The organism is Burkholderia sp. AU45251 (genome assembly GCF_030482905.1).
GTDB lineage: Bacteria > Pseudomonadota > Gammaproteobacteria > Burkholderiales > Burkholderiaceae > Burkholderia > Burkholderia aenigmatica.
This window is the reverse complement of sequence record NZ_JAUJQH010000014.1, coordinates 64629-88006: the sequence shown is the minus strand read 5'-3', so window position 1 is coordinate 88006 and position 23378 is coordinate 64629. Positions and strand designations below refer to the sequence as shown.

Genomic DNA, 23378 nt, shown 5'->3' with positions numbered 1-23378 from the left:
CAGTATTGTCGTTAGTCGGTCGTGGCGGAAACGGCGGGACGCAGGTCGGCGTCGGGCACCCAGAATACCGCACGCCCATCGGACGTGTCGCGCTCGTCGACCTCGACCGGCCGCAGGCGGCCGCCGCGGCACGGGCCGCCGACGCACTTGCCGGTGTTCGGCTCGTAGATCGCGCCATGCGTCGCGCACATCAGGTAGAGACCCGACGATTCGAAGAACTGCCCTTCGGCCCAGTCGAGCTCCATCGGCACATGCGCGCAGCGATTCAGGTAACCGTATGCCTGCCCCTCGTAACGCACGAAGAACACGACGGCCTGCTCGCCGCGCAGCGTCGCGTCGACGCGCACGCCCGCGCCACCATCAGCCAGGGCATCCGAAGCGCACACGCGCACGGCATCCGGCGCCGCGCTCATGCGTGCTCCCGCAGCCACGCAGCCAGCGCGCCGACGTCCGGTGCGACGAAGCGCGGCGCGAGCGCAGCCAGCGCATCGGCCGTATGCGCGCCGTACGCGACGCCGACGCCGGCCGCCCCGGCACTCGCGGCCATCTGCAGGTCGTGCGTCGTGTCGCCGATCATCACGGTGCGCGACAGGTCCTGCCCCAATTCCCGGGACAGCTCATGCAGCATCGCCGGATGGGGTTTCGAGAAGGTCTCGTCCGCGCAGCGCGTCGCGTCGAACAGGCTCGTCAGCTTCGACTGATCGAGCACGCGGTTCAACCCGACCCGACCCTTGCCGGTTGCAACGGCGAGCAGATAGCCCGTGTCGCGCAACTCGGCGAGCAACTCGCGCACGCCGGCGAACAGCTCGATGCGCTGGTCGTCGAGCAGATAGTGATAGCGGTAGCGCTCAGCGAGCCGCGAATAGTCGGACGGATCGAGGGTCGGAGCCGTAATCTGCAGCGCATCGCGCAGGCCGAGGCCGATCACGTAGCGCGACGCCTCGTCGGACGGCGTGGGCAGGCCGAGATCGCGGCATGCCGCCTGGATGCTGTGCGCGATATGCGCAGTCGAATCCATCAGCGTGCCGTCCCAGTCGAAGACGATCAGGTCAAATTGCTGTCGAGCCATGCGGTTCAGGCGTTATCGCGCAGTGCGCTGAGTTGGTCGAGGAAGCGCCGGCATTCGTCCGGCAGCGGCGCGTCGAACTGCAGCGCCTCGCCGGTCAGCGGGTGAGCGAGCCGCAGCCGGTACGCATGCAGGAACATCCGTTTCAACGACGGCTGCGCATTCGCGCGCGCCAGCGCCTTGTTCAGTGCGAAATCGCCATACTTGGCGTCGCCGGCGATCGGCAGGCCGAGATGCGCGAGGTGCACACGGATCTGATGGGTCCGACCCGTTTTGAGTTCCGCTTCGAGCAGCGCGTACTCGGGCCAAAGGTCGACGAGGTTGAACACCGTGTGCGATGGCAGTCCGTCGTCCTGCACGCGCACGCGGCGCTCCCCTTCCGGGGTCGAATACTTGAACAGCGGTGCCTTCACCGCGCGGCGGCGGCCCCAGTCCGACTGCCATTCACCGTGGACGCACGCGAAGTAGCGCTTGTCCATCCTGTTCTCGCGAATCTGCTCGTGCAGGCCCACCAGCGCCGTGCGCTTCTTCGCAAGCATCAGGACGCCGGACGTTTCGCGGTCGAGCCGGTGCACCAGTTCGAGGAATTTTGCGCGCGGGCGTGCCTGGCGCATCTGCTCGATCACGCCGAACGCGACACCGCTACCGCCGTGTACCGCGACCCCGGCCGGCTTGTTGATGACGAGCATCGCGTCGTCCTCGAACAGCACCTCGAAGTGCGCGGGCGGCACGATGGTCGCCTCGGCACGCGCAAGGTCGGCCGCGGCCACCCGCACCGGCGGTACGCGGACGATGTCGCCGAACGCGAGCCGGTACTGCGCATCGACCCGACCCTTATTCACGCGCACTTCGCCGCTGCGCAGGATCCGGTAAATATGGCTTTTCGGCACGCCTTTACAGACGCGCAACAGGAAGTTGTCGATACGCTGACCGGCCGAGCTTTCATCGATCTCGAGCATCGATACCTGGCCGCTTGCGACCGAATTCTGGGATATTTTGCCTAACTCGTTCATACTGAATATAATTTTGCCCAGCCTGACGTTGCGGGCGGCCTCACCGGCCGGCCTGGACTGAGCGGGCAAGGCGCAAGCGCAAACCGTTATTTTACTTGCGCCGGGGGTCTGCTGCTCGCCCCTAATCAAAGAGATGCAGCAAGTTGCACGCACGGCACCGCTCGCCGGCAAGGATCGCGCCCACAGGCGGATTCGGTCGGCAAGGCGCCGCGGTAACGGAAAGTTGGTTGAAAAGAATTCGATCGGCAGCCAGACGGCGCGAAGTGCGTCCGCAAGCTGCCGGTTGCGAAAATTACGGCGTTGCGCCCGATTTGGTTCCGCGAAGCGTGCGGGACTTGGCGACGTCAAACCAGGGAAGTACACCCCAAGCGGGAAAGTCGGGCTGGATTCGATACTCCCCGCTGCGGCCCAAGCCGCAGCATCTGCCGCCCGTCGGCGCGCGCGACCCATTGCGCGCGCCCGTGGCAATGCCCGGACTCAGGCTTAGCGCGCTTTTGCAGCGTGCGGTGTGTGAACGCCGTGCTTTGAAGCCGTATTCGCAGGTGCCCTACGGCCGCCGGCCCCGTCTTTCGGGCCCAAGCGCCTCTTCAGGCAATTCTCCCCGCCATCGTTCCCGCTCCAGCGTGCTTGTGACAACACAACAAGGCGCGGCCTGCCGTCGTTCCCGCCCTCGCGACTGACAACCGCGAGGCACCGCCAGCAGAGCCGCCTGGAGTCGTTCATGAAACGCATGCTGTTCAATGCGACGCAGCAGGAGGAGCTGCGCGTCGCCATCGTCGATGGGCAGAAGCTCATCGACATCGACATCGAGACAGCCGGGCGCGAACAGCGCAAAGGCAATATCTACAAAGGTGTCATCACCCGTATCGAGCCGTCGCTCGAAGCGTGCTTCGTCAACTACGGCGAAGACCGCCACGGCTTCCTGCCGTTCAAGGAAGTCGCCCGCCAGTACTTCAAGGAAGGCATCGACATGCGCTCCGCGCGCATTCAGGATGCCCTGCGCGAAGGCCAGGAGCTGATCGTCCAGGTCGAGAAGGAAGAGCGCGGCAACAAGGGCGCAGCCCTCACCACGTTCATCTCGCTCGCCGGCCGCTACCTGGTGCTGATGCCGAACAACCCGCGCGGCGGCGGCGTGTCGCGCCGGATCGAAGGCGACGAGCGTCAGGAACTGCGCGAGACGATGGCGCAACTGCAGATCCCGGACGGCATGAGCATGATCGCCCGTACCGCGGGCATCGGCCGCAGCGCCGAGGAACTGCAGTGGGACCTGAACTACCTGCTGCAACTGTGGCGCGCGATCGAAGCGGCGTCGCAAAGCGGCAACCCCGGCCAGCCGATGCTGATCTATCTGGAATCGAGCCTCGTGATCCGCGCGATCCGGGACTATTTCCAGCCGGATATCGGCGAAATCCTGATCGATACGAACGAGATCCACGATCAGGCCCGCGCATTCATGGACATCGTGATGCCGGACAACGTCGCGAAGGTGAAGCGCTACCACGACGACGTGCCCCTCTTCTCCCGCTTCCAGATCGAGCACCAGATCGAGACCGCGTACTCGCGCACGGTGCCGCTGCCGTCGGGCGGCGCGATCGTGATCGACCACACCGAAGCGCTCGTCGCGATCGACGTGAACTCGGCGCGCGCGACCAAGGGCGCGGACATCGAGGAAACGGCCACCCGCACGAACCTCGAAGCGGCCGACGAAGTCGCCCGCCAGCTCCGCCTGCGCGACCTCGGCGGCCTGATCGTGATCGATTTCATCGACATGGAATCGGCGAAGAGCCAGCGCGAAGTCGAGCAACGCCTGAAAGACGCGCTCAAGCATGACCGCGCGCGCGTCCAGATGGGCAAGATCTCCCGTTTCGGCCTGATGGAACTGTCGCGCCAGCGCCTGCGTCCGGCCCTGTCGGAAGGCAGCCACGTGACCTGCCCGCGTTGTAACGGCACCGGTCACATCCGCGATACCGAATCGTCCGCGCTGCAGGTCCTGCGGATCATTCAGGAAGAAGCGATGAAGGAAAACACCGCGGCGATCCACTGCCAGGTGCCGGTCGAGGTGACTGCCTTCCTGCTCAACGAAAAGCGTCAGGAAATCAACAAGATCGAGTCGCGCTTCAAGGTCGGCATCGTGCTGATCCCGAACAAGCACCTCGATACGCCGCACTACAAGCTCGAACGCCTGCGCCACGACGACGCACGTCTCGACGATCCGCGCGCGTCCTGGAAGATGGCCGAGGAAGCCGCCCGCGAACTCGAGTCGGAAACCGGCTACAGCAAGCGCACGGCGGAAGTGAAGCCGAAGCAGGAAGCCGCGGTCAAGGGCATCACGCCCGAGCGTCCGGCCCCGAGCCCGGCCCCGCAGCGCCCGGTCGAACCCGTTGCCGCACCCGCGCCCGCGCCTGTCGCGCCGGCAAGCACCGGCTTCATCGGCTGGCTGAAGGGCCTGTTCGGCGTGTCGCCGGCGCCCGCGCCCGCACCGGTTGCTCCGGCACCGGTCAAGGAGCAGGCAGCCCGTCCGGCTCGCGGCGAACAGAAGTCCGAGCAACGCGGCGAACGCGGTGGCGATCGCAACCGCAACCGTCGCGGCGGTGCCCAGCAGGCGCAAGGCGGCCGAGACCAGGCTGCAGCGGGCCGTGGCCAGCCGCAACGCCAGGAACGCGAAGGCAAGGAAGCACGCGAACCGCGTGAAGCGCGCGAGCCGCGCGAGAACCGCGAACCGCGCGAGGGTCGTGAACCGCGTGAAGGTCGCGAGAACCGCGAAGGCCGTGAGGGTCGCGAAGGTCGCGAGGGCCGTGGCCCGCGCGAAGGCCGCGAACCGCGCGAAAGCCGTGAGCCGCGCGAACCGCGTGAAAACCGCGAACCGCGCGAACCGCGTGAGCGTGCCGAGCAGCCGGAAGGCGTCGAAGCAGCCGGTCGTGGCGAGCGCCAGGAACGTCGCGAGCGCGGCGAGCGTCGCAAGCCGACCCAGCATGCGGCTACGCTCGAAACCGTCAACCGTGGCGAAACCCATCCGGAACCGGAAACCGACGAGGCCGTCGCAGAAGCACTGCCCGGCGCCGATCTGGCAGCCGATGCGGAAGCCGGCGCGCGTGATGGCGAGGAACGCCGTCGTCGCCGTCGCGGCCGCCGCGGCGGTCGTCGCGAACGTGAGGAAGACGGCGCAGTCGTCGACCACGCCGAGCAAGGCGCAGAGGGCGAAACCACCGTGCAAGCCGAGACGCAGGAAGCCCCGGCTGCTGCCGAACCGGCCCACACGGCCGCACCGGCAGTCGTCGTGGCAGCCGCCGCGGCAAGCGCCGTTGTCGTCGAAGCCGTGGTCGAGCACCATGCCGAACCGGTAGCACCGGCCGGTGTCGAGCCGCAGCCGGCACCGGTACACGTCGAAGCTGAGCCGGTCGAAGCAGCGGTTGTCGCCCACGCTGCAGAACCGGCACCGGTTGCACCGGCCGTCGATACGGAAGCCGGTCCGGCTCCGGTCGCGGTTTCGCCGACCGACGCGTTCGAAGTGCCGGCAGCGCCTGTCGCTGTCGAGGCGCCGCAGCCGGCACCCGTCGAGCAGGCCGCACCGGCCGTGACGACCGAAGCCGCTCCGGTGGCTGTCGAGCCGGCCCATGTCGAAGCAGCGCCGGTCGAGGCCGTCGCCGCACCGGCACCGGCGCCTGCACAACCGGCAGCCGCGCCCGCTTCGGCGAGCCTGGATGCCGTGCTGGAGCAGGCCGGTCTCGTCTGGGTGAACACGGACGCCGGCAAGTTCGCCGCCGCGCAGGAAGCCGCGTCGCAACTCCCGCGTCCGGCACGCGTGCCACGCGAACGCAAGGCGCTGCCGCCGGCCGATACGGCCCCGATGCAGCAGGTCGAAACGACGCATCACTGATCGACGCATCGTCCGACCAGAAAAAGCCCGCCTCCGGCGGGCTTTTTCACGTCCGCGCTGCGGGTTTCCGCCCACCGGACCGACCCGCCGCTTGCGGCTAAAATAGAGGTCTGGTTCGCACTTCTTTCAACATGTCCCGACGCATCATTCCTCTCGCCGACGTCAGCGGGATGCCGGACGTCTCCGGCATCCCGCACGCCCCGGACGGCACGCTGGCCGACACGTTCGCCAGGCCGCTGCGCGATCTGCGCATTTCGGTGACGGATCGCTGCAACTTCCGCTGCGTGTACTGCATGCCGCGCGCGGTCTTCGACAAGGACTACCCGTTCCTGCCGCACAGCGCGCTGCTCACGCACGAGGAAATCGAGCGCGTGGCGCGACTCTTTGTCGCACACGGGGTCGAAAAAATCCGCATCACGGGTGGCGAGCCGCTGCTGCGCAAGAATCTCGAATTCCTGATCGAGCGCCTCGCACGCCTGACCACGCATGACGGCCGCCCGCTCGACCTGACGCTCACGACCAACGGTTCGCTGCTCGCGCGCAAGGCGCGCGCGCTGAAGGACGCCGGGCTCACGCGCGTGACGGTCAGCCTCGACGCGCTCGACGATACGTTGTTCAAGCGCATGAACGATGCCGAGTTCGCGAGCGCCGACGTGCTCGACGGCATCTTCGCCGCCCAGGCCGCGGGCCTCGCGCCGGTCAAGGTCAACATGGTCGTGAAGCGCGGCACCAACGACAGCGAGATCCTGCCGATGGCCGAGCGTTTCCGCGGCACCGGCGTGATCCTGCGCTTCATCGAATACATGGACGTGGGCACGTCGAACGGCTGGAACATGACCGAAGTGCTGCCATCGGCGGACGTCATCGCACGGATCGCCGAACACGTCCCGCTCGTGCCGCTCGAGCCGCATACGGCGGCAGAAACCGCCCAGCGCTGGGGCTATGCGGACGGCAGCGGCGAGATCGGCGTGATTTCGAGCGTCACGCAGGCCTTCTGCGGTGACTGCACGCGCGCGCGGCTGTCGACCGAAGGCAAGCTGTACCTGTGCCTGTTCGCGTCGACGGGCCATGACCTGCGCGCGCTTGTGCGCGGCGGCGCGAGCGACGCCGAGATCGCGACTGCGATCGCCCGGATCTGGCAGGCCCGCACCGACCGCTATTCGCAACTGCGCGGCAGCGCGTCTGCCGACGCGTTGCCCGACGGCGCGGGCAAGCGGGTCGAAATGTCGTATATCGGCGGCTGACGCGCGCTGCCCTTCCCGCCTTCTCACGATGCCCGCTTCCGCCTCTCCTACGATCGCCGGCCTGCTGCTCGCAGGCGGGCGCGCCACGCGCATGGACGGCGTCGACAAGGGCCTGCAGCTGCTCGACGGCACGCCGCTCGCGCTGCACGTGCTGCGCCGGCTCTCACCGCAGGTCGACGAGACGCTGATCAGCGCGAATCGTCACGCCGATCGCTATGCCGAGCTCGGTGCGCCGTTCGACGCGCGCATCGTCGCGGACGCAACGCCCGACTTCCCCGGCCCGCTCGCGGGCCTGCTCGCCGGCATGCGGGCGGCACGCGCGCCGCTCGTCGCGTGCTCACCATGCGATACGCCCTATCTGCCCGCCGACCTCGTCGCACGGCTGCAGGCGGCGCTCGATGCGCAGCAGGCCGACATCGCCATGGCGGTAACCGTCGACGCGCAACAGGCACGCTCGCCGCAGCCGACGTTCGCGCTGCTGCGCACATCGCTGGCCGACGATCTCGCCGCCCGGCTCGCGGCCGGCGATCGCAAGGTACGTGCGTGGTACGCACGCCACAAGACGGTCGAAGTCGAGTTTCACGACGAGCGTGCGTTTTACAATGCCAACTCCTGGCAGGAACTCGCCGCGCTGGCCCGCCGCTGACGGCACCCATGCGATTCCCGCCCGGCGCCCGCCGCACGCGAAACCCGCGTCCAGGCGCCCTCCTCGCGCCACCGGCCACGAACCCGATACGCCTTGCGGCGCAGTCCGACTGATGATCACGCAATCCTCGCCCATCTCCCGAACCGCACCCGATTCCGATGCCCCGCTGTCGCTCGCCGACGCGCAGGCGCTCGCGTGCCGCTTCGCGGTGCCCGTCGACGCGTGCGACACGGTCACGCTGCGCGATGCGCTCGACCGCGTGCTCGCGGCCGACGTGAACGCGCCGTTCGACATTCCCGCGTACGACAACTCGGCGATGGACGGCTATGCGTTCGACGGTAGCGCCGGCCCGCACGCGTCACCGCAAGCGGACGTCGCGTTGACGGTCGCCGGCACCGCGCTCGCCGGCCATCCGTTCGACGGCGCCGTGGCGGCCGGATCCTGCGTGCGCATCATGACGGGCGCGCCGATGCCGGCCGGCTGCGACACCGTGGTTCCGCAGGAACGCGTGCGCGTCGACGGCGACACGATCCACTTCGCCGCGCACGACATCGCGCGCGGCGCGAACTGCCGCAAGGCCGGCGAGGATCTCGCGCGCGGCGCCTGCGCGCTCGCCGCGGGCCGCATCCTGCGGCCGTCCGATCTCGGCCTGCTCGCGTCGTTCGGTATCACCCAAGTCACGGTGCGCCGGCGCGTGCGCGTCGCCGTGTTCTCCACCGGTGACGAACTGCGCGAGCCCGGCGAGCCGCTCGGCCCCGGCGCACTGTACGACAGCAATCGCGGGATGCTGATCGCGATGCTCGAAAGGCTGCACGTCGACGCGGTCGATCTCGGGATCGTCCGCGACGACCCGGTCGCGCTCGAAGCCGCATTGCGCGACGCCGTGGCCGCGCAGGCCGACGCGGTCATCACGTCGGGCGGCGTATCGGTCGGCGAAGCCGACTTCACGCGCGACGTCATGGCACGGCTCGGCGACGTGACGTTCGCCAGCCTCGCGCTGCGTCCCGGCCGGCCGCTCGCGTGCGGCACGCTCGCACGCGCGGCCGATGGCGCCGGTCGCGCGCTGTTTTTCGGGCTGCCCGGCAATCCGGTCGCGTCAGCCGTGACGTTCTACGCGATCGTACGCCCCGCGCTGCTGACGCTGGCCGGCGCGCAGGCCCAGCCGCCGGCAATGCATACGGCACTCAGCACGCATGCGCTGAAGTCGCGCGCGGGCCGCACCGACTACCTGCGCGGCATCGCGACACGCACCGCCGACGGCCGCTGGCACGTCGCACCGGCGGGCTCGCAGAGTTCCGCGTCTCTGAGCGGCCTCTCGGCCGCCAACTGTTTCATCGTCCTGGGCCACGATACCGCGGCAGTCGACGCGGGCACCCCGGTCGACATCCTGCCGCTCGACGGCCTGATCTGAATTCCACTATCGGTAACTCTCTACGGGGCAATCCGCACATGAAGAAACAAATTTCGTCGATCGCCGCGGGGCAGACCGCAAAGGCGCTGATCCTCGTGTACCTGACGTTCAGCGTGCCGATCGTGCTGCTCGGCATTCTCGTCGCATACATCCGCTACGGGATGGTCGAACTGAGCACGATCCTGAGCGCGCTGCTGCTGAACGCCATCCTCGGCTTCGTGCTGCTGTGGATCGCGTGCCACGCGTACAACTGGGTCGCATCGCGCTTCGGCGGCATCGAGATCGTGCTGTCCGATCCGCCGGAGGAAGCGTGAGCGGCACACCGCTGATCCGCGCGGCCCAAGCGCGCGACGTCGGCGCGATCCTCGCGCTGATGCGCGAACTGGCCGAGTTCGAGAAGCTCACGCACCTGTTCGTCGCGACCGAGGCCGATCTCGCCGACGCGCTGTTCGGCGCGCACCCTGCTGCCGAGGCACGCGTGGCCGAACGCGACGGCGCGATCGTCGCGTATGCGCTGTTCTTCCACAATTATTCGACGTTCCTCGGCCGTCGCGGCCTCTATCTCGAGGATCTGTACGTGCAGCCATCGCAACGCGGCACGGGCCTCGGCACCGCGATGCTGCGTCACCTCGCGGCATTGGCCGTCGAACGCCGGTGTGCGCGCTTCGAATGGTCGGTTCTCGACTGGAACCAGCCTGCGATCGATTTCTACGAAAAGATGGGCGCAACCGTGCTGCCCGACTGGCGCATCGTGCGCGTCACGGGCGACGCGCTGGATACGCTCGCCGGGCATTGACCGCTCGCCGGCCATGCCGGCAAGCGCTGCAAAAGAAAACGGGCGCCGCGGCGCCCGTTTTTGCTTTCAGGCCGATGTCGGCCGTGTGCGTCATGCGTCGTCCGCATCGGCGCCGTCGACACCTTCCGCGCCAAGCAACCCGGCCGCCGTGTCGCCCGGCAGCGCCTCGACCTGCTTCAGCTTCCGGTTCATCACGCGCGTGCGCTGCTCGGCGGCCTCGATCGAGCGCGTGACCGTTTCGAGCTGCGACTTCGTGCGCGCGAGCACGTCGCCGAACTTGCCGAACTCCGTCTTCACCGCGCCGAGCACCTGCCACACCTCGCTCGACCGTTGCTCGATCGCGAGCGTACGGAAGCCCATCTGCAGGCTGTTCAGCAAGGCGGTGAGCGTCGTCGGGCCGGCGACCGTCACGCGATAGTCGCGCTGCAGCAGGTCGGTCAGCCCCGGGCGACGCAGGATCTCCGCATAGAGCCCTTCAGTCGGCAGGAACAGCAACGCGAAATCCGTCGTGTGCGGCGGCGCGACGTACTTCTCGGCGATCGTGCGCGCCTCCTGCCGCACGCGCGCTTCGAGCGCGCGGGCCGCTTCCTCGACCGCCACCGCATCGGCGCGCTCCTGCGCATCGATCAACCGCTCGTAGTCTTCGCGCGGGAATTTCGCGTCGATCGGCAGCCACACGGGCGGCGCGTCGCGCGTGCCGGCATCGCGCCCCGGCAGCCGGATCGCGAACTCGACGCGCTCGCTGCTCTTCGGCACCGTCGCGACGTTCTTCGCGTACTGCTCGGGCGTCAGCATCTGTTCGAGCAGCGCCTCGAGCTGCACTTCGCCCCAGGTGCCGCGCGTCTTCACATTGGTCAGCACTTTCTTCAAATCGCCGACGCCCGCAGCGAGCGTCTGCATCTCGCCCAGCCCGCGATGCACCTGCTCGAGCCGGTCCGACACGAGCTTGAACGATTCGCCGAGCCGCTGCTCGAGCGTCGCGTGCAGTTTCTCGTCGACGGTGCGGCGCATCTCCTCGAGCTTCGCCGCGTTGTTGGTCTCGATTTCCTTCAGCCGCTGCTCGAGCGTCGCACGCACTTCGCCGATCCGGCGGTCGTTCGCCTCGGTCAGTTGCGTGAGCTGCCGGTTCAACGTGTCGCCGAACAGCCGGAGCGCGCCCGTCTGCTCCTCGCGCGCCTGCTGCGCCTGGCGCTGCACGCTCTCGCGCATTGCGTCGAACTGCTGCGCATTGCCGGCGACCAGCTTGCCGAGCTGCTGCGCGAAGCCCTCGATCTGGTTGTTCTGCACGGTCGCCACGCTCGTCAGTTGGGCAGCGAGCGTCTGCTGCAGCTGCGCGAAGCTGCCGGCCAGCTCGGTGCGCGAGCCGCGCGCGTTCTCGACGATCTCGCCGCGCAATTCGCGTTCGAGCCGCTCGACCGCGCGCGCCTGCGCATGCGCGGCGTCCTCGATCTGGTCGCCCAGTACCGCCGCATCGTCGTGGTGGCCACCGCCACGCACGAGCGCGACGATCGCCACGGCAAGCGCGACGGCCAGCACGACGACCGCCGCAAGCAACAACGTCATCGTCATGCGCGCGGCTTCCCGATCACGTCAGGGTTGATCGGATTCGGCGGCTGCCCCGCGCGGGGCCCCTCGCCCAGCGCGGCGATCAGGTTGTCGGCGGCGAGGTTCGCCATCGCGCGGCGCGTTTTCTCGGTCGCGCTCGCGATATGCGGCGTCAGCACGACGTTCGGCACCTCGAGCAGTGCCGGATGGACCGTCGGCTCGCCTTCGTACACGTCGAGGCCGGCCGCGGCGATCGTCCCGTCGCGCAGCGCGACGGCCAGCGCCGCGTCGTCGACGATCCCGCCGCGCGCGATGTTGGTCAGCGTCGCGGAGGGCTTCATCTTCGCGAGCTCGGCCGCGCCGATCGTATGATGGTTCTCCTTCGTGTACGGCAGCACGAGTACGACGTGATCGGCGCGGGCGAGCAGCGCGTCCTTCGACACGTATTCGGCATTCAGCTCGGCCTCGATCTCGGGCGCGACCCGCGACCGGTTGTGATAGATCACCTGCATCCCGAAGCCGCGCGCGCGGCGCGCGAGCGCCTGGCCGATGCGCCCCATCCCGATGACGCCGAGCGTCGAGCCGTAGATGTCGCTGCCGAGGAAACCGTCGTACGCCCACTTCTGCCAGTGGCCGGCCCGCAGCCAGTGCTCGGATTCGGCGATCCGGCGTGCCGCGGCCATCATCAGCGCCCAGCCGAAATCGGCGGTCGACTCGTTCAGCACGTCGGGCGTGTTCGTGCCGAGCACGTTGGCCGCGTTGAACGCGGCCATGTCGAAATTGTTGTAGCCGACCGCCATGTTCGCCACGACGCGCAGGCGCGACGCCGCCGCGAGCTCGGCCGCGCCGATCGGGTCACCGGCCGTCAGCGCGCCGTCCTTGTCGGCCAGACGCGCGGCGAGCGCGTCGGGAGCGAGTGCGTCGCCGTTGTTCCAGTCGACGTCGAAATACTGTTTGAGCCGCTCGATCACGTCCGGAAAGATCGGACGCGCGACCAGGATCTTCTGCATCGCCATCTCCGCATGCTGCGGACGGATCGCTGCGCGCCGTGCGCCGCCGGGACCGCCCGCTCTAGGTTGAAAATCGTCAGCTTACGCCGTGAAGAAGAGCCACGACGTCAGCAGGAATACCGGTATCAGCACGACCAGCGCCCAGCCGAGATACGCGAAGAAGCTCGGCATCTTCACGCCGCGCGATTCGGCGATCGCCTTCACCATGAAGTTGGGTGCGTTGCCGATATAGCTGTTCGCGCCCATGAACACCGCGCCCGCGGAAATCGCGGCGAGCGTCGACGCGCCGGCCGTCATCAGCGACTGGGCATCGCCGCCCGCGAGGTTGAAGAACACGAGATAGGTCGGTGCGTTGTCGAGGAACGACGACAGGATGCCCGTCGCCCAGAAGTACATCGCGTCGATCGGCTTGCCGTCCGGCCCCGTTACGAGATGGACGATCTGTGCGAACGCGCCGTCGGCACCGGCGCGCAGGATCACGATCACCGGCGCGATCGTCACGAAGATCCCCGCGAACAGCTTCGCGACTTCCTCGATCGGCGCCCAGTTGAACGCGTTGCCCTCGCGCGCGGAGCGCGGCGTCAGCGCGAGCGACGCAAGCGTCACGCCCACGAGCGCGACGTCGCGCACGAGGTTCTGCAGCGCGACGTGCGTGCCCCATACGTCGAACATGATGCCCGGCTTCCAGATGCCGCTCATCAGCACTAGGCCGATCACGGCCGCGAGCAGCACGAAATTGATCTTGCCGTCGATCGACAGCCTGTCGCTGTCGGGTGTTGGGTCGAGCACGGCCGGCCGTTCCTCGCCGCCCTTCCGGTAGAAGTACGTATCGAGCGCGAAGAACAGCGTCAGCAGCACCGCGCAGATGAACAGCATCGGCAGCGCGAGGTGCGTGGTCGTCCAGAAGAAGCTCACACCATTCAGGAAACCGAGGAACAGCGGCGGATCGCCGAGCGGCGACAGCGAGCCGCCTGCGTTCGCGACGAGGAAGATGAAGAAGATCACGACATGCACGACATGCTTGCGGTTGTCGTTGGCGCGCAGCAGTGGCCGGATCAGCAGCATCGCGGCGCCGGTCGTGCCCATGACGCTCGCGAGCAGCGTGCCGAGCGCGAGGATCGCGGTGTTCAGTTTCGGCGTGCCGTGCAGGTTGCCGTTCACGCAGATGCCGCCCGCGACCGTATAGAGCGCGGTGAGCAACACGATGAACGGAATGTATTCCTCGAGCAGCGCGTGCACGAGCGTGCCGAACGCGGTGCCCGCGCCGAACGCGAACGCGAACGGGATCAGGAACACGATCGCCCACCCGGCCGCAATCTTGCCGAAGTGGTGATGCCAGAACACCGGGGCGACGAGCGGGAACAGTGCGATGGAGAGCAGGATCCCGGCGAACGGGATGCCCCAGAGAGCAGACAGCGTGGCACCGTCGAGCGTTGCGGCCGATGCAAGCGCGGGAACGGCGCCAAGCGCGATCCCCGACGCCATGCCCGCCCAGGCGGCATGTCGTTTCATGCAGAACTTCCTTGTTCGAGTGGTAGTGGATGCGGCGGGCGCGTCATGCGCCCCGTACGACGATCACGTGAACGCGGTACGGGCCGTGCGCGCCCAGTACGATGGTCTGCTCGATATCGCCCGTGCGCGACGGACCCGACACGAAATTGACCGCGCGCGGCAATTCGCCGCGCTCCGAGCGGATCAGCGCAAACGCGTCTTCGTGACCGGCGACGATCCGCGACGCGGGAACGATCGCGATGTGAGTTTCCGGCAGCAGGCCGGCCGACGCATAGGTATCGGGGCCGGACAACAGCACCAGCGAGCCGGTTTCGGCGGTCGCGCAAAAGCAGCCGGTGAGGCCGACCAGATCGCCGTCGCGCGGCTTGCGGCATTCGACCGACAGACCTGCGCCCGCCCAGTCGAAATCGGCCAGCGTGCGCCACGCGACGGCCTGCATCGGCAGGCCGTGAGCGGAAAGGTAACGTGCCGCGGCGGCAGGGACATCGACAAGCGTCGCGACTTCGTCGACCGTCGTCGACAGACGGGCCGCTTCGTCGACGAATGCAGCGACGAGATCGGCCGGCGCCGGCGGGCGCGGGCCCTCCGGATGACGGGAGAGATAGTCGGCAACGCCGTCGCGCTCGGCCGCATCGGGTTCGGCCGCACGCCCCTGCGCCGCGCGAATGCGCGCGAGGATCTGGCGACGGGCAGCGGAAGTGTCCATGAACGGTCCTCGTGACGTTGGCGGGCGATACCGTCGGATTATACCGGCCGACCTCGCCCCAACGCAGTTTTGGCCGTTCGGCCGACGCTTACTTCGACGCGTCCTCCTCGACCGGCTGCGCGATGCCGAACACCTGGCGCAGGTACGCGAGATACGCCTTGTCGTCGCACATGCTCTTGCCCGGCGAATCCGACAGCTTCGCGACCGGCTGGCCGTTGCAGCGGACCATCTTGATCACGATCTGCAGCGGCACGTAGCCGAGATCGTTGGTGAGGTTCGTGCCGACGCCGAACGCGAGCTTGCAGCGGCCGCGGAACCGTTCGTACAACTGCATGACCTTCGGGATATCGAGCGCGTCGGAGAACACGAGCACCTTGGTACGCGGGTCGCAACGGTTCGACTCGTAATGGCGCAGCATCCGCTCGCCCCATTCGAACGGATCGCCCGAATCGTGTCGCGCGCCGTCGAACAGCTTGCAGAAGTACATGTCGAAGTCGTTCAGGAACGCATCCATCCCGTAGACGTCCGACAGCGCGATCCCGAGGTCGCCGCGGTATTCCTTCGCCCACATCTCGAAGCCGTAGATCTGCGAATCGCGCAGCCGCGGGCCGAGCGCCTGGCATGCCTGCAGGTACTCGTGCGCCATCGTGCCGAGCGGCGTGATGCCGTGCTTCATCGCGTAAAGCACGTTGCTCGTGCCCGCGAACTGTGGGCCCAGGCCGTCGCGCAGCGTGAGCGCGACTTCCTCGTGCCAGACCTTCGAGAAGCGCCGGCGCGTACCGTAGTCGGCGATCTTGCAGTCGGCGAATTCCGGCTTCGCACCGAGCAGCTTGATTTTCTCGCACAACCGCTCGCGGCCTTCGCGATAGTCGGGCTCGCGCTGCGTGTTGCGGAAATACACTTCGTTGACGATCGCGAGCACCGGGATCTCGAACAGGATCGTGTGCAGCCACGGCCCCGTGATCGCGATGTCGATCTCGCCGTTGCCCTTCGGCGACGGCGAGATCGAGATGTACTTCTCGTTCAGGTGGAACAGCGCGAGGAAATCGACGAAATCGCTCTTGATGAAGCGCATCCGCCGCAGGTAGTCGAGTTCGACGTCGGAAAAACGCAGCGCGCACAGGCCGCGCACCTCGTCGCGAATCTCGTCGATGTACGGCACGAGATCGACGCCGGGCGTGCGGCACCGGAAACGGTATTCGACGCTTGCAGCGGGGAAGTGATGCAGAACGACCTGCATCATCGTGAACTTGTAGAGATCCGTGTCGAGCAGCGAAGTGATGATCATGATTACGGCACCGCCAATATCGTGACAGGGCCCCGGCGCACCGCGCGCCGCCCGGTCTGTCGGCCATGTTACCCGAATGCGGGCCCGACCATCGTGAAACCGCCTGCCGCCCTGCTCCGGCCGCACCGGCGTGCGGTACATGCGGCCCGGCGGGGGCGTCCCTTCGGCGAGCCCCTGGGCGGCCCCCATAAACTAATCACGAAACGATATAAGCCGGATAGCCGACCACGCCATGCGGGTTTTGCGCTTCAGTTACAATGCCGGTTTTGGCGCAAACGCCACCCCATATATACCGCCAAGCAGGAGCGTTTTAATGACTCACGTTGTGACCGAAGGCTGCATCAAGTGCAAATACACGGACTGCGTGGATGTGTGCCCGGTGGATTGCTTCCGTGAAGGTCCCAACTTTCTCGCCATCGATCCGGACGAGTGCATCGACTGCGCCGTGTGCGTCGCCGAGTGCCCGACCAATGCGATCTATGCCGAAGAAGACGTTCCGGGCGACCAGCAGCAGTTCACCGCGCTGAACGCCGAGCTGGCGAAGGACTGGCCGTCGATCACGAAGACCAAGCCGGCACCGGCCGACGCGGACGAGTGGAAGGACGTGCAGGACAAGCTGCACCTGCTCGAGCGCTGATCGCACGGCGATCCTGCAAAAAACTTTGCGCCTCATCGCCCAAAAGTATTGACAGGTTAGCCAACACTCCATACAATCTCGTTTCTCTGCTGTTGTTGTTTGTTCCCCGATAGCTCAGTCGGTAGAGCGCCGGACTGTTAATCCGTAGGTCCCTGGTTCGAGCCCAGGTCGGGGAGCCAAAAACGCAAAGGCCCGTTGAAAGTGGACGGGCTTTTTGCTGGTAGACAAACACGCATGCAGATGTACCGATTTATTCCCCGATAGCTCAGTCGGTAGAGCGCCGGACTGTTAATCCGTAGGTCCCTGGTTCGAGCCCAGGTCGGGGAGCCAAATAGCGAAAGGCCCGTCATTCGACGGGCCTTTTGTTTTTCCGGCCCGCCTTTCGCCTTTCATCGCCCGGTCGTGCGCATGCTAGAGTCTCTGTCCCGCATTCGCATCCGGTTCCGTCGATGAAGCATCGCCTCCTCCGCTCAGCCCCCTTCGCCCTCCTGCTTTCCGCGTTCGCCGCGGCACCGCTCGCGCACGCGGAGGAAGTCGGCAGCGTCAACACCCATTTCCGCGTCACCGGCTCCGATCGCGTGGTCGTCGAGGCGTATGACGATCCGGTCGTGAACGGCGTGACCTGCTACGTGTCGCGCGCCCGCACCGGCGGGATCAAGGGCACGCTCGGCGTCGCCGAGGATCCGAGCGAAGCGTCGATCGCATGCCGGCAGGTCGGCCCGATCAGCTTCAAGGAGCCGCTCAAGCAGCAGACCGACGTGTTCAGCGAGCGCATGTCGTTCATCTTCAAGACCCTGCATGTCGTGCGCGTGGTCGATGCCAAGCGCAACACGATCGTCTACCTGACCTACAGCGACCGCATCGTCAGCGGCAGCCCGAAGAACGCCGTCACCGCGGTGCCGATGCCGGCCGGCACGACGATTCCGGTCAAGTAAAGCGCACGCCTGCCGGGCGCGCGAGCGATACACTGTCGATTCGACCGCTTCCGCGCCCGATCATGTCCGCCACCCGCCTTCCCGACTCAGCACGCTACTGGCGCACGCCGCTGCTGCCGGATGCGGATCTCGTCACGGCCACCTATCGCGACCACACGTTCGCACCGCACTGGCACGACGCGTACACGATCCCCGTGATTCTCGAAGGCGCGGAACGCTTCACCTATCGCGGCAGCGGCTATGTCGCCGAAACCGGCTCCGTGCCCGTGATCAATCCCGGCGAGGTGCATACGGGTTCGCGCGCGGCCGACGAGGGCTGGTGCTATCGCGTCAGCTACATGCCGGTCGAATTCATCCGCGAACTCACCAGTGCAATTGCCGGCCGCCCGCAGGACGCGCCGTGGTTTGCGCCTGACGTGATTCGCGACGCCGATCTTGCGGCCCGGCTCACGCTGGCGCACCGGATGATGGAGGCCGGCAGCGAGCGCGCCCTGCCCTTGCAGGTGCATGGGCAGCCGGCTCATGATCCGGCGACCGGCGCACCGCGCATCTACGATCCGCTCGCTGCCGAGACGGCGATGCTCGATGCGTTGTCGACGCTGATCGTGCGCCATGCCGATGCCCTGCCGCGACCGGCGCCGCTCGCGGCGGACGAGCCGCGCGTCGACGCGATGCGCGAGCGGCTCGCCGCCGATCTCATGTGCACGGTGTCGCTCGACGAAGTCGCGCACGCGGCCGGCCTGTCACCGTTCCACGCGGCGCGCCTGTTCACCCGCACGACCGGCATGCCGCCGCATGCCTGGCGCAACCAGTTGCGCTTGCAGCGCGCGCTGGCGCCGCTGCGCGCGGGCGTACCCGTCGCCGATGTCGCGGCAGCCAGCGGTTTCGTCGACCAAAGCCACTTCACCCGACATTTCAAACGCATGTTCGGCGTGCCGCCCGGGCGCTGGCAGGCGAGCTGACACACGGCGGCGCACGGCCCGCCACCGCGATGCGGGCGGCGCCGGCAAGCGGGCAGGCACCGGCCCGATCCCGCGAGCGCAAGAACATACAAGCCGGCCGGTCACCTGCCCGCTATCCTCCAATTCATGGAGGAGCACCCTTTGAACCCGACACCCGCATCGCCTGCCCGCCGCCCGCTCAACGAATGGCTCGACGGCGCACGCGACACGATCCCGATGATGATTGGCGCCGCCCCGTTCGGCGTGATTTTCGGCACGCTCGTTGGCGGCGGCCCGCTCGCCCCGTGGCATGGCGCGCTGATGTCGCTCGCCGTGTTCGCGGGCTCCGCGCAGTTCATCGCGCTCGGCCTGATCGCGGGCAGCGCGAGCTTCGTCGTCGTGCTCGCGACCACGCTGATCGTGAACCTGCGTCACCTGCTGTACAGCGCGACGCTCGCGCCCTATGTCGCGCACCTGCCGCTGCGCTGGCGCGCGACGCTCGGCGCACTGATGACCGACGAGGTGTTTGCGGTCGCCTATGCGCACTACCGGCACTTCCCTCCTGGTGCAATCGGCCCCCACTACTTCTTCGGCTCGGGGCTCGCGATGTACCTGAACTGGCAGGTCTGGACGCTCGCGGGCATCGGCTTCGGCGCCGCGTTCCCGGGCCTGCAGTCGCTCGGCCTCGATTTCGCGATGGCGGCGACCTTCATCGCGATCGTCGTCCCGCAGCTCGGCACGCTGCGCTATTTCGCGGCGGCCGTGACGGCCGGCACGCTGGCGTACTTCTGGCAGGGCTGGCCGTACAAGCTCGGGCTGCTCGGCGCGGTTGCCGCCGGCGTCGCGATCGGCGTCGCGCTCACGCTGCTGCACGAACGCACGCGCGCCGGCTCGCGCACGGAGGCCGCATCGTGAGCTACGCGCTGCTGATTCTCGGGATGGCGGTCATCACGTACGCAATCCGCTCGACGCTGTTCCTGTTCGGCGAACGGCTGACCTTCCCGCCGCTCGTGCGGACCGCGCTCGGCTTCGTACCCGTCACCGTGCTGACCGCGATCATCGTGCCGATGACCGTCTCGCCGCACGGCGGTACGGCCGAGCTGACCTGGCGCAATCCGCAGCTCGTCGGCGCGCTGGCCGCCGTGCTCGTGTCGGCAGCCACCCGCCGCCCGCTCGTGACGATCGCGGCGGGGCTCGCGGTGTTCTTTCTCTGGCAAGGGGTCGTGCTGCCCCACTGGCTGCCCGCCTGAGTACACGCTCGGTCAAGCACGCTCAAGTTTTCGTCCGGCACGCCGATATAGGGAATGAAGACCCGCCACCGGCCTCGGCGCGCACCGGTCAGTCGACGCTGCGCCCGCTCCGGTGCGCCGTGCCGGCCGCCGGCTTGCGCGGGCCGCCATCGAGACGATTCATGGGCCAGATCACCCTTTCCCTCAAGGACGACACACTCGAGTCCCTGCGCAAGGACTACGACGCGTTCGTCCGCGTGTCGCTGAAACTCGACCCGCAGTTCGCGACGCCGTCGTTCGAGGATTTCCTGCGCGCCAAACTGCTCGACAACATGGTGCCGCTGACCGAGCACGCGGTGCAGCGGATGCTGCAGGGCGGCCAGTACGCGTGGGCAAAACGCACGCTCGACAAGGAATTTCCGGACGTCGTCGCAATCTTGATGCAGCAGGCCGGCGAATTCGGCTTCGGCTTCGCATTCCGCTCCGAATGGACCCCCGACGAACTCGCGAAGGCGTGCCGCGACTGGGCGAAAGCGATCGTCGCCGAAGCGCAGGGCGACCCGTCGCTGGTCGACCCGCTCGCGTCGCAGATCAAGGGGGCGGCGCAAGATATCCAGACGCTCGAGGAACTGATGCAGACGCCTGCATGGCGGCTCGCGGAATCGCTGCGACAACGGGTCTACGAGGCCAAGCTCGCGTGCGAGATGAGCGTCGGCAGCACCGCGCGCGACAAGCTCGGCGAGCTGCGCGGGCTGCTGCGGCTCGGGCTCTCGCATGGCTCGTTCCAGAAGCAGGAAGCGCAGCAGATCATGGAATACCTGCGGCTGCTTAAGCCGGAGATCTTCATCGAGGAACCGTACGACGTGTTCGCACGGCTCGCCGCGTGGCTGCGCAGCGTATTCACCCCGGCGGCCGTGCGGCCGGCGCAAGGACAGGGACAAGGGCAAAGCCAACGCCGGCCGTAGCGGCGCGCCCCATCACATCAACACATGAAAACGGCCCGGTTCGCGCAACGCGCACCGGGCCGCCGGACGGCCGCCGTCGCGACGCGCCGTCCGGGACGAGCGTCACGCGGCATCGGGCACCGCTTACTGCGTAGTGCCCTGGGCCGATGCACCGCCCTCCGCGCCGACCGCTGCTCCACCTTCGGCCGCTTCACCGGTCTTCGCTTTGGCCGAGCCGGCATGGCCCTTGGCCGATTTCGCGGCATGCTTCGCGTGCTTCTTGGCCGAATGGACGGCCGACGACGCCGTATCCTTCGCGCCGTCGGCTGCCGCGCCGACCGCATCGGTTGCACCGCCGACAGCATTGCCCGACGCGTTCGCGCCCGCACCACCCTGCACACCTGCACCGACACCCGCTGCCGGCGTCTGCGCCTGCATGCCGGCACCGGCTGCGCCCTGCGCCGCCGTGCCCGTCTGGGCAAATGCGGCCGAAGTGGCGAACGCCGTCAGCGCGGCACCGATCAGCATCGTACGAATCTTGGACATGGCAATTCTCCTCAGGAAGTTGTGAGCCCGAACCGCAGCGATGCGGTCCGTGGCGCCCCCGCCGCAACACGCAGCAGGTACGACAAAAGACCCGCGGCGCGCATGGCCGGTTCTCGAATCTCTCAGACTGTTACCCACCGTTTCATTTGCTGACGAATGGCTCACATTCCCTAACAACTGCATGCGGCAGCCGACCGCGCTCGCGTGCCGGCCCGCGGTGCCGTATGATGCGGGGCGATTCCTCCCGCGCATCGCGCACCTTCTTCGTCATGCCCAATCTGGATTTCACGCTGACCGGCGAATACGTCGAGCTGCACAACCTTCTCAAGATCACCGGCCTCGCAGACAGCGGCGGCACCGCGAAACTGATCGTCGCGTCCGGCGCGGTGAAAGTCGACGGCGCGGTCGAGCTGCGCAAGACCTGCAAGATCCGCGCGGGCCAGGTCGTCCTGCTCGGCGACACGCGCATTGCCGTGCGCGAAGCCTAGCGTTCCCCTGCCTGCGACATGGCCATCGGTGCGCGCGTTCGACACAGTTCGAATTAAGCCGTAAGCTAGCTGTCTCTCAAAATAAATACATATAGCGCGGGCCCGCACCCGCGCGAGCGCCCATTCCATGTCGCATTCCGGTCTTACACGGACGGCCGCCGCGCCGCCGTCCCTGTCCAGTCATGCCGCCGATACCGCGCGCCTCGCCGCGCCGCTCGCGATCGCGCAGCTCTCGCAGATGGCGATGAGCGTCACCGACACGGTACTGCTCGGCTCGCTCGGCCCCGATTCGCTCGCAGCGGGCGGGCTCGGCGCGAACTTCTTCTTCGTCATCGTGACCGTGCTGCAAGGCGTGCTGTCGTCGGTCAGCGTCAGCGTCGCGCATGCGCGCGGCGCCAAGGCCGACGAACGCGTCCCGCACATCTACTGGACCGGCTTCGCGCTGTCCGTGTTGCTCGCGATCCCGGCCATCATCGCGCTGTCGCTGTCCGAACCGATCCTGCTGATGTTCCACGAGCCCCCCTTGCTCGCGCATCACGTCGGCGAATACACGGGCATCCTGCGCTTCGCCGCGCTCGGCAGCCTGATCGGCGTCGGGCTGATGCGCGCCTTCCTGCCCGCGATCGGCGCCGCACGCCGGCTGCTGTGGGTGTCGATCGGCGGGGTCGGCGTCAACGGCGTGCTCAACTACGGGCTGATCCACGGTGCGTTCGGGCTGCCGCGGCTCGGCTTCCTCGGCTCGGCCGTTGCGACGACCATCACGATCTGGCTCACCGCGCTCGCACTGATCTGGCTGCTGCACGGCCGGCAGCGCTTCCGTCACTTCGTGACCGCCGCGCGCCCGAAGCTGCCGATGATGGGCGAACTGATCGGCATCGGCTGGCCGGTCGCGATCACGTACGGGGTCGAATCGACACTGTTCCTCGCCACCGGCCTGACGATCGGCGTACTCGGCGCGACGGCGCTTGCCGCACACCAGATCGCGCTGAACGTCGCGTCGGTGGCGTTCATGGTGCCGCTCGCGATCGGCCAGGCCGCCAACGTGCGGGTCGGCTACTGGGTCGGCGCAGGGGCACCCGTCGCCGCGCGCCATGCGGGCTTCGTCGCGCTCGGCCTCGGTGTCGCGTTCATGACGCTGTCGGGCATCGTGCTGATCGTCGCACCGCACGCGATCGTCGGCCTGTACCTGAACCTCGGCGATCCGGCCAACGCGGCCACGGTGTCGCTCGCCGCGTCGCTGCTCGGCATCGCAGCGGTATTCCAGATCGTCGACGGCGCGCAGACCGTCGCATCGGGTGCGCTGCGCGGCCTGAAGGACACGCGCATCCCGATGCTCGCGGCGACCCTCGGCTATTGGGGCATCGGTTTTCCGACCGGTTACTGGTTCGCGTTCCACGTGGGCCTCGGTGCCCGTGGCCTCTGGTGGGGCCTCGCGGCCGGCCTCGCCAGCGTGGCCGTGCTGATGGCGTGGCGCTTTCATCTGAAGAGCGCGTCGCTGGTTACGTCGCCGCACTGAGCGCGACACGACGCGAAATCCGAGCCGG

23 protein-coding genes and 2 tRNA genes are annotated in these 23378 nt (G+C 67.7%); 16 read left to right on the top strand and 9 right to left on the bottom strand.

Annotated elements, in window-relative coordinates:
• Window positions 1-11: 11 nt before the first annotated feature.
• The 3 genes from QZM67_RS24905 to QZM67_RS24895 are packed head-to-tail and all read right to left on the bottom strand — an operon-like array spanning window position 12 to window position 2079.
• Window positions 12-413 (bottom strand): Rieske 2Fe-2S domain-containing protein, encoded by a 402-nt coding sequence (locus tag QZM67_RS24905; protein WP_301807367.1) that lies wholly within the window; start codon window positions 411-413, stop codon window positions 12-14.
• Window positions 410-1069 carry an HAD-IA family hydrolase gene (locus tag QZM67_RS24900; RefSeq protein WP_043181953.1) on the bottom strand — a complete coding sequence of 220 codons (660 nt, stop codon included), beginning with the start codon at window positions 1067-1069 and terminating at the stop codon, window positions 410-412. Before QZM67_RS24900 ends, QZM67_RS24905 begins: the two co-directional genes overlap by 4 nt.
• Window positions 1070-1074: 5 nt before the next feature.
• Window positions 1075-2079 (bottom strand): RluA family pseudouridine synthase, encoded by a 1005-nt coding sequence (locus tag QZM67_RS24895; protein WP_175023198.1) that lies wholly within the window; start codon window positions 2077-2079, stop codon window positions 1075-1077.
• Between the two features lie 721 nt (window positions 2080-2800).
• Here QZM67_RS24895 and QZM67_RS24890 point away from each other — a divergent pair.
• The 6 genes from QZM67_RS24890 to QZM67_RS24865 all read left to right on the top strand — a co-directional run bounded on the left by QZM67_RS24890 (window position 2801) and on the right by QZM67_RS24865 (window position 10053).
• A complete protein-coding gene (locus QZM67_RS24890) occupies window positions 2801-5956 on the top strand; it encodes an Rne/Rng family ribonuclease (RefSeq protein WP_301807364.1) in 3156 nt (1051 codons plus the stop codon).
• 131 nt (window positions 5957-6087) lie between these two features.
• Entirely contained in the window at window positions 6088-7200 is a 1113-nt protein-coding gene (gene moaA, locus QZM67_RS24885) for a GTP 3',8-cyclase MoaA (RefSeq protein WP_175023172.1), read from the top strand.
• A 28-nt stretch (window positions 7201-7228) separates the two neighbouring features.
• Window positions 7229-7846, top strand: coding sequence for a molybdenum cofactor guanylyltransferase MobA (mobA, locus tag QZM67_RS24880; protein ID WP_089450148.1), 618 nt, complete (start codon window positions 7229-7231; stop codon window positions 7844-7846).
• Between the two features lie 112 nt (window positions 7847-7958).
• Window positions 7959-9257 (top strand): gephyrin-like molybdotransferase Glp, encoded by a 1299-nt coding sequence (glp, locus tag QZM67_RS24875; RefSeq protein ID WP_301807360.1) that lies wholly within the window; start codon window positions 7959-7961, stop codon window positions 9255-9257.
• Window positions 9258-9295: 38 nt separating this feature from the next.
• A complete protein-coding gene (locus QZM67_RS24870; RefSeq protein WP_006476519.1) occupies window positions 9296-9571 on the top strand; it encodes a hypothetical protein in 276 nt (91 codons plus the stop codon).
• Window positions 9568-10053, top strand: a complete 486-nt coding sequence (locus QZM67_RS24865) for a GNAT family N-acetyltransferase (protein WP_043181945.1) — start codon at window positions 9568-9570, stop codon at window positions 10051-10053. The genes QZM67_RS24870 and QZM67_RS24865 overlap by 4 nt, the downstream gene beginning before the upstream one ends.
• Before the next feature lie 90 nt (window positions 10054-10143).
• Here the strand turns inward: QZM67_RS24865 and rmuC are convergent, their stop codons facing one another.
• From rmuC to pncB, 5 genes are all read right to left on the bottom strand, one after another.
• Entirely contained in the window at window positions 10144-11622 is a 1479-nt protein-coding gene (gene rmuC, locus QZM67_RS24860) for a DNA recombination protein RmuC (protein ID WP_175023169.1), read from the bottom strand.
• A complete protein-coding gene (locus tag QZM67_RS24855) occupies window positions 11619-12608 on the bottom strand; it encodes a D-glycerate dehydrogenase (RefSeq protein WP_301807354.1) in 990 nt (329 codons plus the stop codon). The genes rmuC and QZM67_RS24855 overlap by 4 nt, the downstream gene beginning before the upstream one ends.
• Before the next feature lie 81 nt (window positions 12609-12689).
• On the bottom strand, window positions 12690-14120 hold the full coding sequence (locus tag QZM67_RS24850) for a sodium:proton antiporter (RefSeq protein WP_301807351.1): 1431 nt from the start codon (window positions 14118-14120) through the stop codon (window positions 12690-12692).
• A gap of 43 nt (window positions 14121-14163) precedes the next feature.
• Window positions 14164-14826 carry a lactate utilization protein C gene (locus QZM67_RS24845; RefSeq protein ID WP_301807349.1) on the bottom strand — a complete coding sequence of 221 codons (663 nt, stop codon included), beginning with the start codon at window positions 14824-14826 and terminating at the stop codon, window positions 14164-14166.
• Between the two features lie 88 nt (window positions 14827-14914).
• Complete coding sequence (gene pncB / locus QZM67_RS24840) at window positions 14915-16114, bottom strand: nicotinate phosphoribosyltransferase (RefSeq protein ID WP_301807345.1); 1200 nt, start codon at window positions 16112-16114, stop codon at window positions 14915-14917.
• A gap of 313 nt (window positions 16115-16427) precedes the next feature.
• On the opposite strand from pncB, the gene fdxA reads away from it, so the two are divergent.
• The 8 genes from fdxA (at window position 16428) to QZM67_RS24800 (ending at window position 20821) form a co-directional block, all read left to right on the top strand.
• Entirely contained in the window at window positions 16428-16751 is a 324-nt protein-coding gene (gene fdxA / locus QZM67_RS24835; RefSeq protein ID WP_011351384.1) for a ferredoxin FdxA, read from the top strand.
• A gap of 103 nt (window positions 16752-16854) precedes the next feature.
• A tRNA-Asn gene (locus QZM67_RS24830) sits at window positions 16855-16930 on the top strand.
• A 75-nt stretch (window positions 16931-17005) separates the two neighbouring features.
• Window positions 17006-17081 (top strand) — tRNA-Asn (locus QZM67_RS24825).
• Window positions 17082-17200: 119 nt separating this feature from the next.
• Window positions 17201-17686 (top strand): CreA family protein, encoded by a 486-nt coding sequence (locus QZM67_RS24820; RefSeq protein WP_011351383.1) that lies wholly within the window; start codon window positions 17201-17203, stop codon window positions 17684-17686.
• 62 nt (window positions 17687-17748) lie between these two features.
• Window positions 17749-18648 carry an AraC family transcriptional regulator gene (locus QZM67_RS24815; RefSeq protein ID WP_301807342.1) on the top strand — a complete coding sequence of 300 codons (900 nt, stop codon included), beginning with the start codon at window positions 17749-17751 and terminating at the stop codon, window positions 18646-18648.
• Window positions 18649-18774: 126 nt separating this feature from the next.
• On the top strand, window positions 18775-19542 hold the full coding sequence (locus QZM67_RS24810) for an AzlC family ABC transporter permease (RefSeq protein ID WP_122944819.1): 768 nt from the start codon (window positions 18775-18777) through the stop codon (window positions 19540-19542).
• The gene (locus tag QZM67_RS24805) at window positions 19539-19877 is read left to right on the top strand and encodes an AzlD domain-containing protein (protein ID WP_043181927.1); all 339 of its coding nucleotides are present in this window, start codon (window positions 19539-19541) and stop codon (window positions 19875-19877) included. The genes QZM67_RS24810 and QZM67_RS24805 overlap by 4 nt, the downstream gene beginning before the upstream one ends.
• Before the next feature lie 161 nt (window positions 19878-20038).
• Window positions 20039-20821 carry a DUF4088 family protein gene (locus QZM67_RS24800; protein WP_175023158.1) on the top strand — a complete coding sequence of 261 codons (783 nt, stop codon included), beginning with the start codon at window positions 20039-20041 and terminating at the stop codon, window positions 20819-20821.
• Window positions 20822-20944: 123 nt separating this feature from the next.
• On the opposite strand, the gene QZM67_RS24795 is transcribed toward QZM67_RS24800, so the two are convergent.
• Entirely contained in the window at window positions 20945-21346 is a 402-nt protein-coding gene (locus tag QZM67_RS24795; RefSeq protein ID WP_043181923.1) for a hypothetical protein, read from the bottom strand.
• Between the two features lie 269 nt (window positions 21347-21615).
• Between QZM67_RS24795 and QZM67_RS24790 the strand changes: the two genes are divergently transcribed.
• A complete protein-coding gene (locus QZM67_RS24790) occupies window positions 21616-21834 on the top strand; it encodes an RNA-binding S4 domain-containing protein (protein WP_006486208.1) in 219 nt (72 codons plus the stop codon).
• A 127-nt stretch (window positions 21835-21961) separates the two neighbouring features.
• On the top strand, window positions 21962-23350 hold the full coding sequence (gene norM / locus QZM67_RS24785; RefSeq protein ID WP_043181920.1) for a multidrug efflux MATE transporter NorM: 1389 nt from the start codon (window positions 21962-21964) through the stop codon (window positions 23348-23350).
• Window positions 23351-23378: the final 28 nt, after the last annotated feature.

Bases quoted from the DNA above. Each gene is read 5' to 3' on its own strand.
- QZM67_RS24855 (WP_301807354.1), bottom strand. From the start codon at position 12,608: ATGCAGAAGATCCTGGTCGCGCGTCCGATCTTTCCGGACGTGATCGAG.
- QZM67_RS24810 (WP_122944819.1), top strand. From the start codon at position 18,775: ATGGAGGAGCACCCTTTGAACCCGACACCCGCATCGCCTGCCCGCCGC.
- norM (WP_043181920.1), top strand. From the start codon at position 21,962: ATGTCGCATTCCGGTCTTACACGGACGGCCGCCGCGCCGCCGTCCCTG.
- fdxA (WP_011351384.1), top strand. From the start codon at position 16,428: ATGACTCACGTTGTGACCGAAGGCTGCATCAAGTGCAAATACACGGAC.
- QZM67_RS24870 (WP_006476519.1), top strand. From the start codon at position 9,296: ATGAAGAAACAAATTTCGTCGATCGCCGCGGGGCAGACCGCAAAGGCG.
- QZM67_RS24800 (WP_175023158.1), top strand. From the start codon at position 20,039: ATGGGCCAGATCACCCTTTCCCTCAAGGACGACACACTCGAGTCCCTG.
- glp (WP_301807360.1), top strand. From the start codon at position 7,959: ATGATCACGCAATCCTCGCCCATCTCCCGAACCGCACCCGATTCCGAT.
- QZM67_RS24905 (WP_301807367.1), bottom strand. From the start codon at position 413: ATGAGCGCGGCGCCGGATGCCGTGCGCGTGTGCGCTTCGGATGCCCTG.
- QZM67_RS24900 (WP_043181953.1), bottom strand. From the start codon at position 1,069: ATGGCTCGACAGCAATTTGACCTGATCGTCTTCGACTGGGACGGCACG.
- QZM67_RS24820 (WP_011351383.1), top strand. From the start codon at position 17,201: ATGAAGCATCGCCTCCTCCGCTCAGCCCCCTTCGCCCTCCTGCTTTCC.
- QZM67_RS24895 (WP_175023198.1), bottom strand. From the start codon at position 2,079: ATGAACGAGTTAGGCAAAATATCCCAGAATTCGGTCGCAAGCGGCCAG.
- mobA (WP_089450148.1), top strand. From the start codon at position 7,229: ATGCCCGCTTCCGCCTCTCCTACGATCGCCGGCCTGCTGCTCGCAGGC.
- QZM67_RS24790 (WP_006486208.1), top strand. From the start codon at position 21,616: ATGCCCAATCTGGATTTCACGCTGACCGGCGAATACGTCGAGCTGCAC.
- moaA (WP_175023172.1), top strand. From the start codon at position 6,088: ATGTCCCGACGCATCATTCCTCTCGCCGACGTCAGCGGGATGCCGGAC.
- pncB (WP_301807345.1), bottom strand. From the start codon at position 16,114: ATGATCATCACTTCGCTGCTCGACACGGATCTCTACAAGTTCACGATG.
- QZM67_RS24795 (WP_043181923.1), bottom strand. From the start codon at position 21,346: ATGTCCAAGATTCGTACGATGCTGATCGGTGCCGCGCTGACGGCGTTC.
- QZM67_RS24850 (WP_301807351.1), bottom strand. From the start codon at position 14,120: ATGAAACGACATGCCGCCTGGGCGGGCATGGCGTCGGGGATCGCGCTT.
- QZM67_RS24815 (WP_301807342.1), top strand. From the start codon at position 17,749: ATGTCCGCCACCCGCCTTCCCGACTCAGCACGCTACTGGCGCACGCCG.
- rmuC (WP_175023169.1), bottom strand. From the start codon at position 11,622: ATGACGATGACGTTGTTGCTTGCGGCGGTCGTCGTGCTGGCCGTCGCG.
- QZM67_RS24845 (WP_301807349.1), bottom strand. From the start codon at position 14,826: ATGGACACTTCCGCTGCCCGTCGCCAGATCCTCGCGCGCATTCGCGCG.
- QZM67_RS24890 (WP_301807364.1), top strand. From the start codon at position 2,801: ATGAAACGCATGCTGTTCAATGCGACGCAGCAGGAGGAGCTGCGCGTC.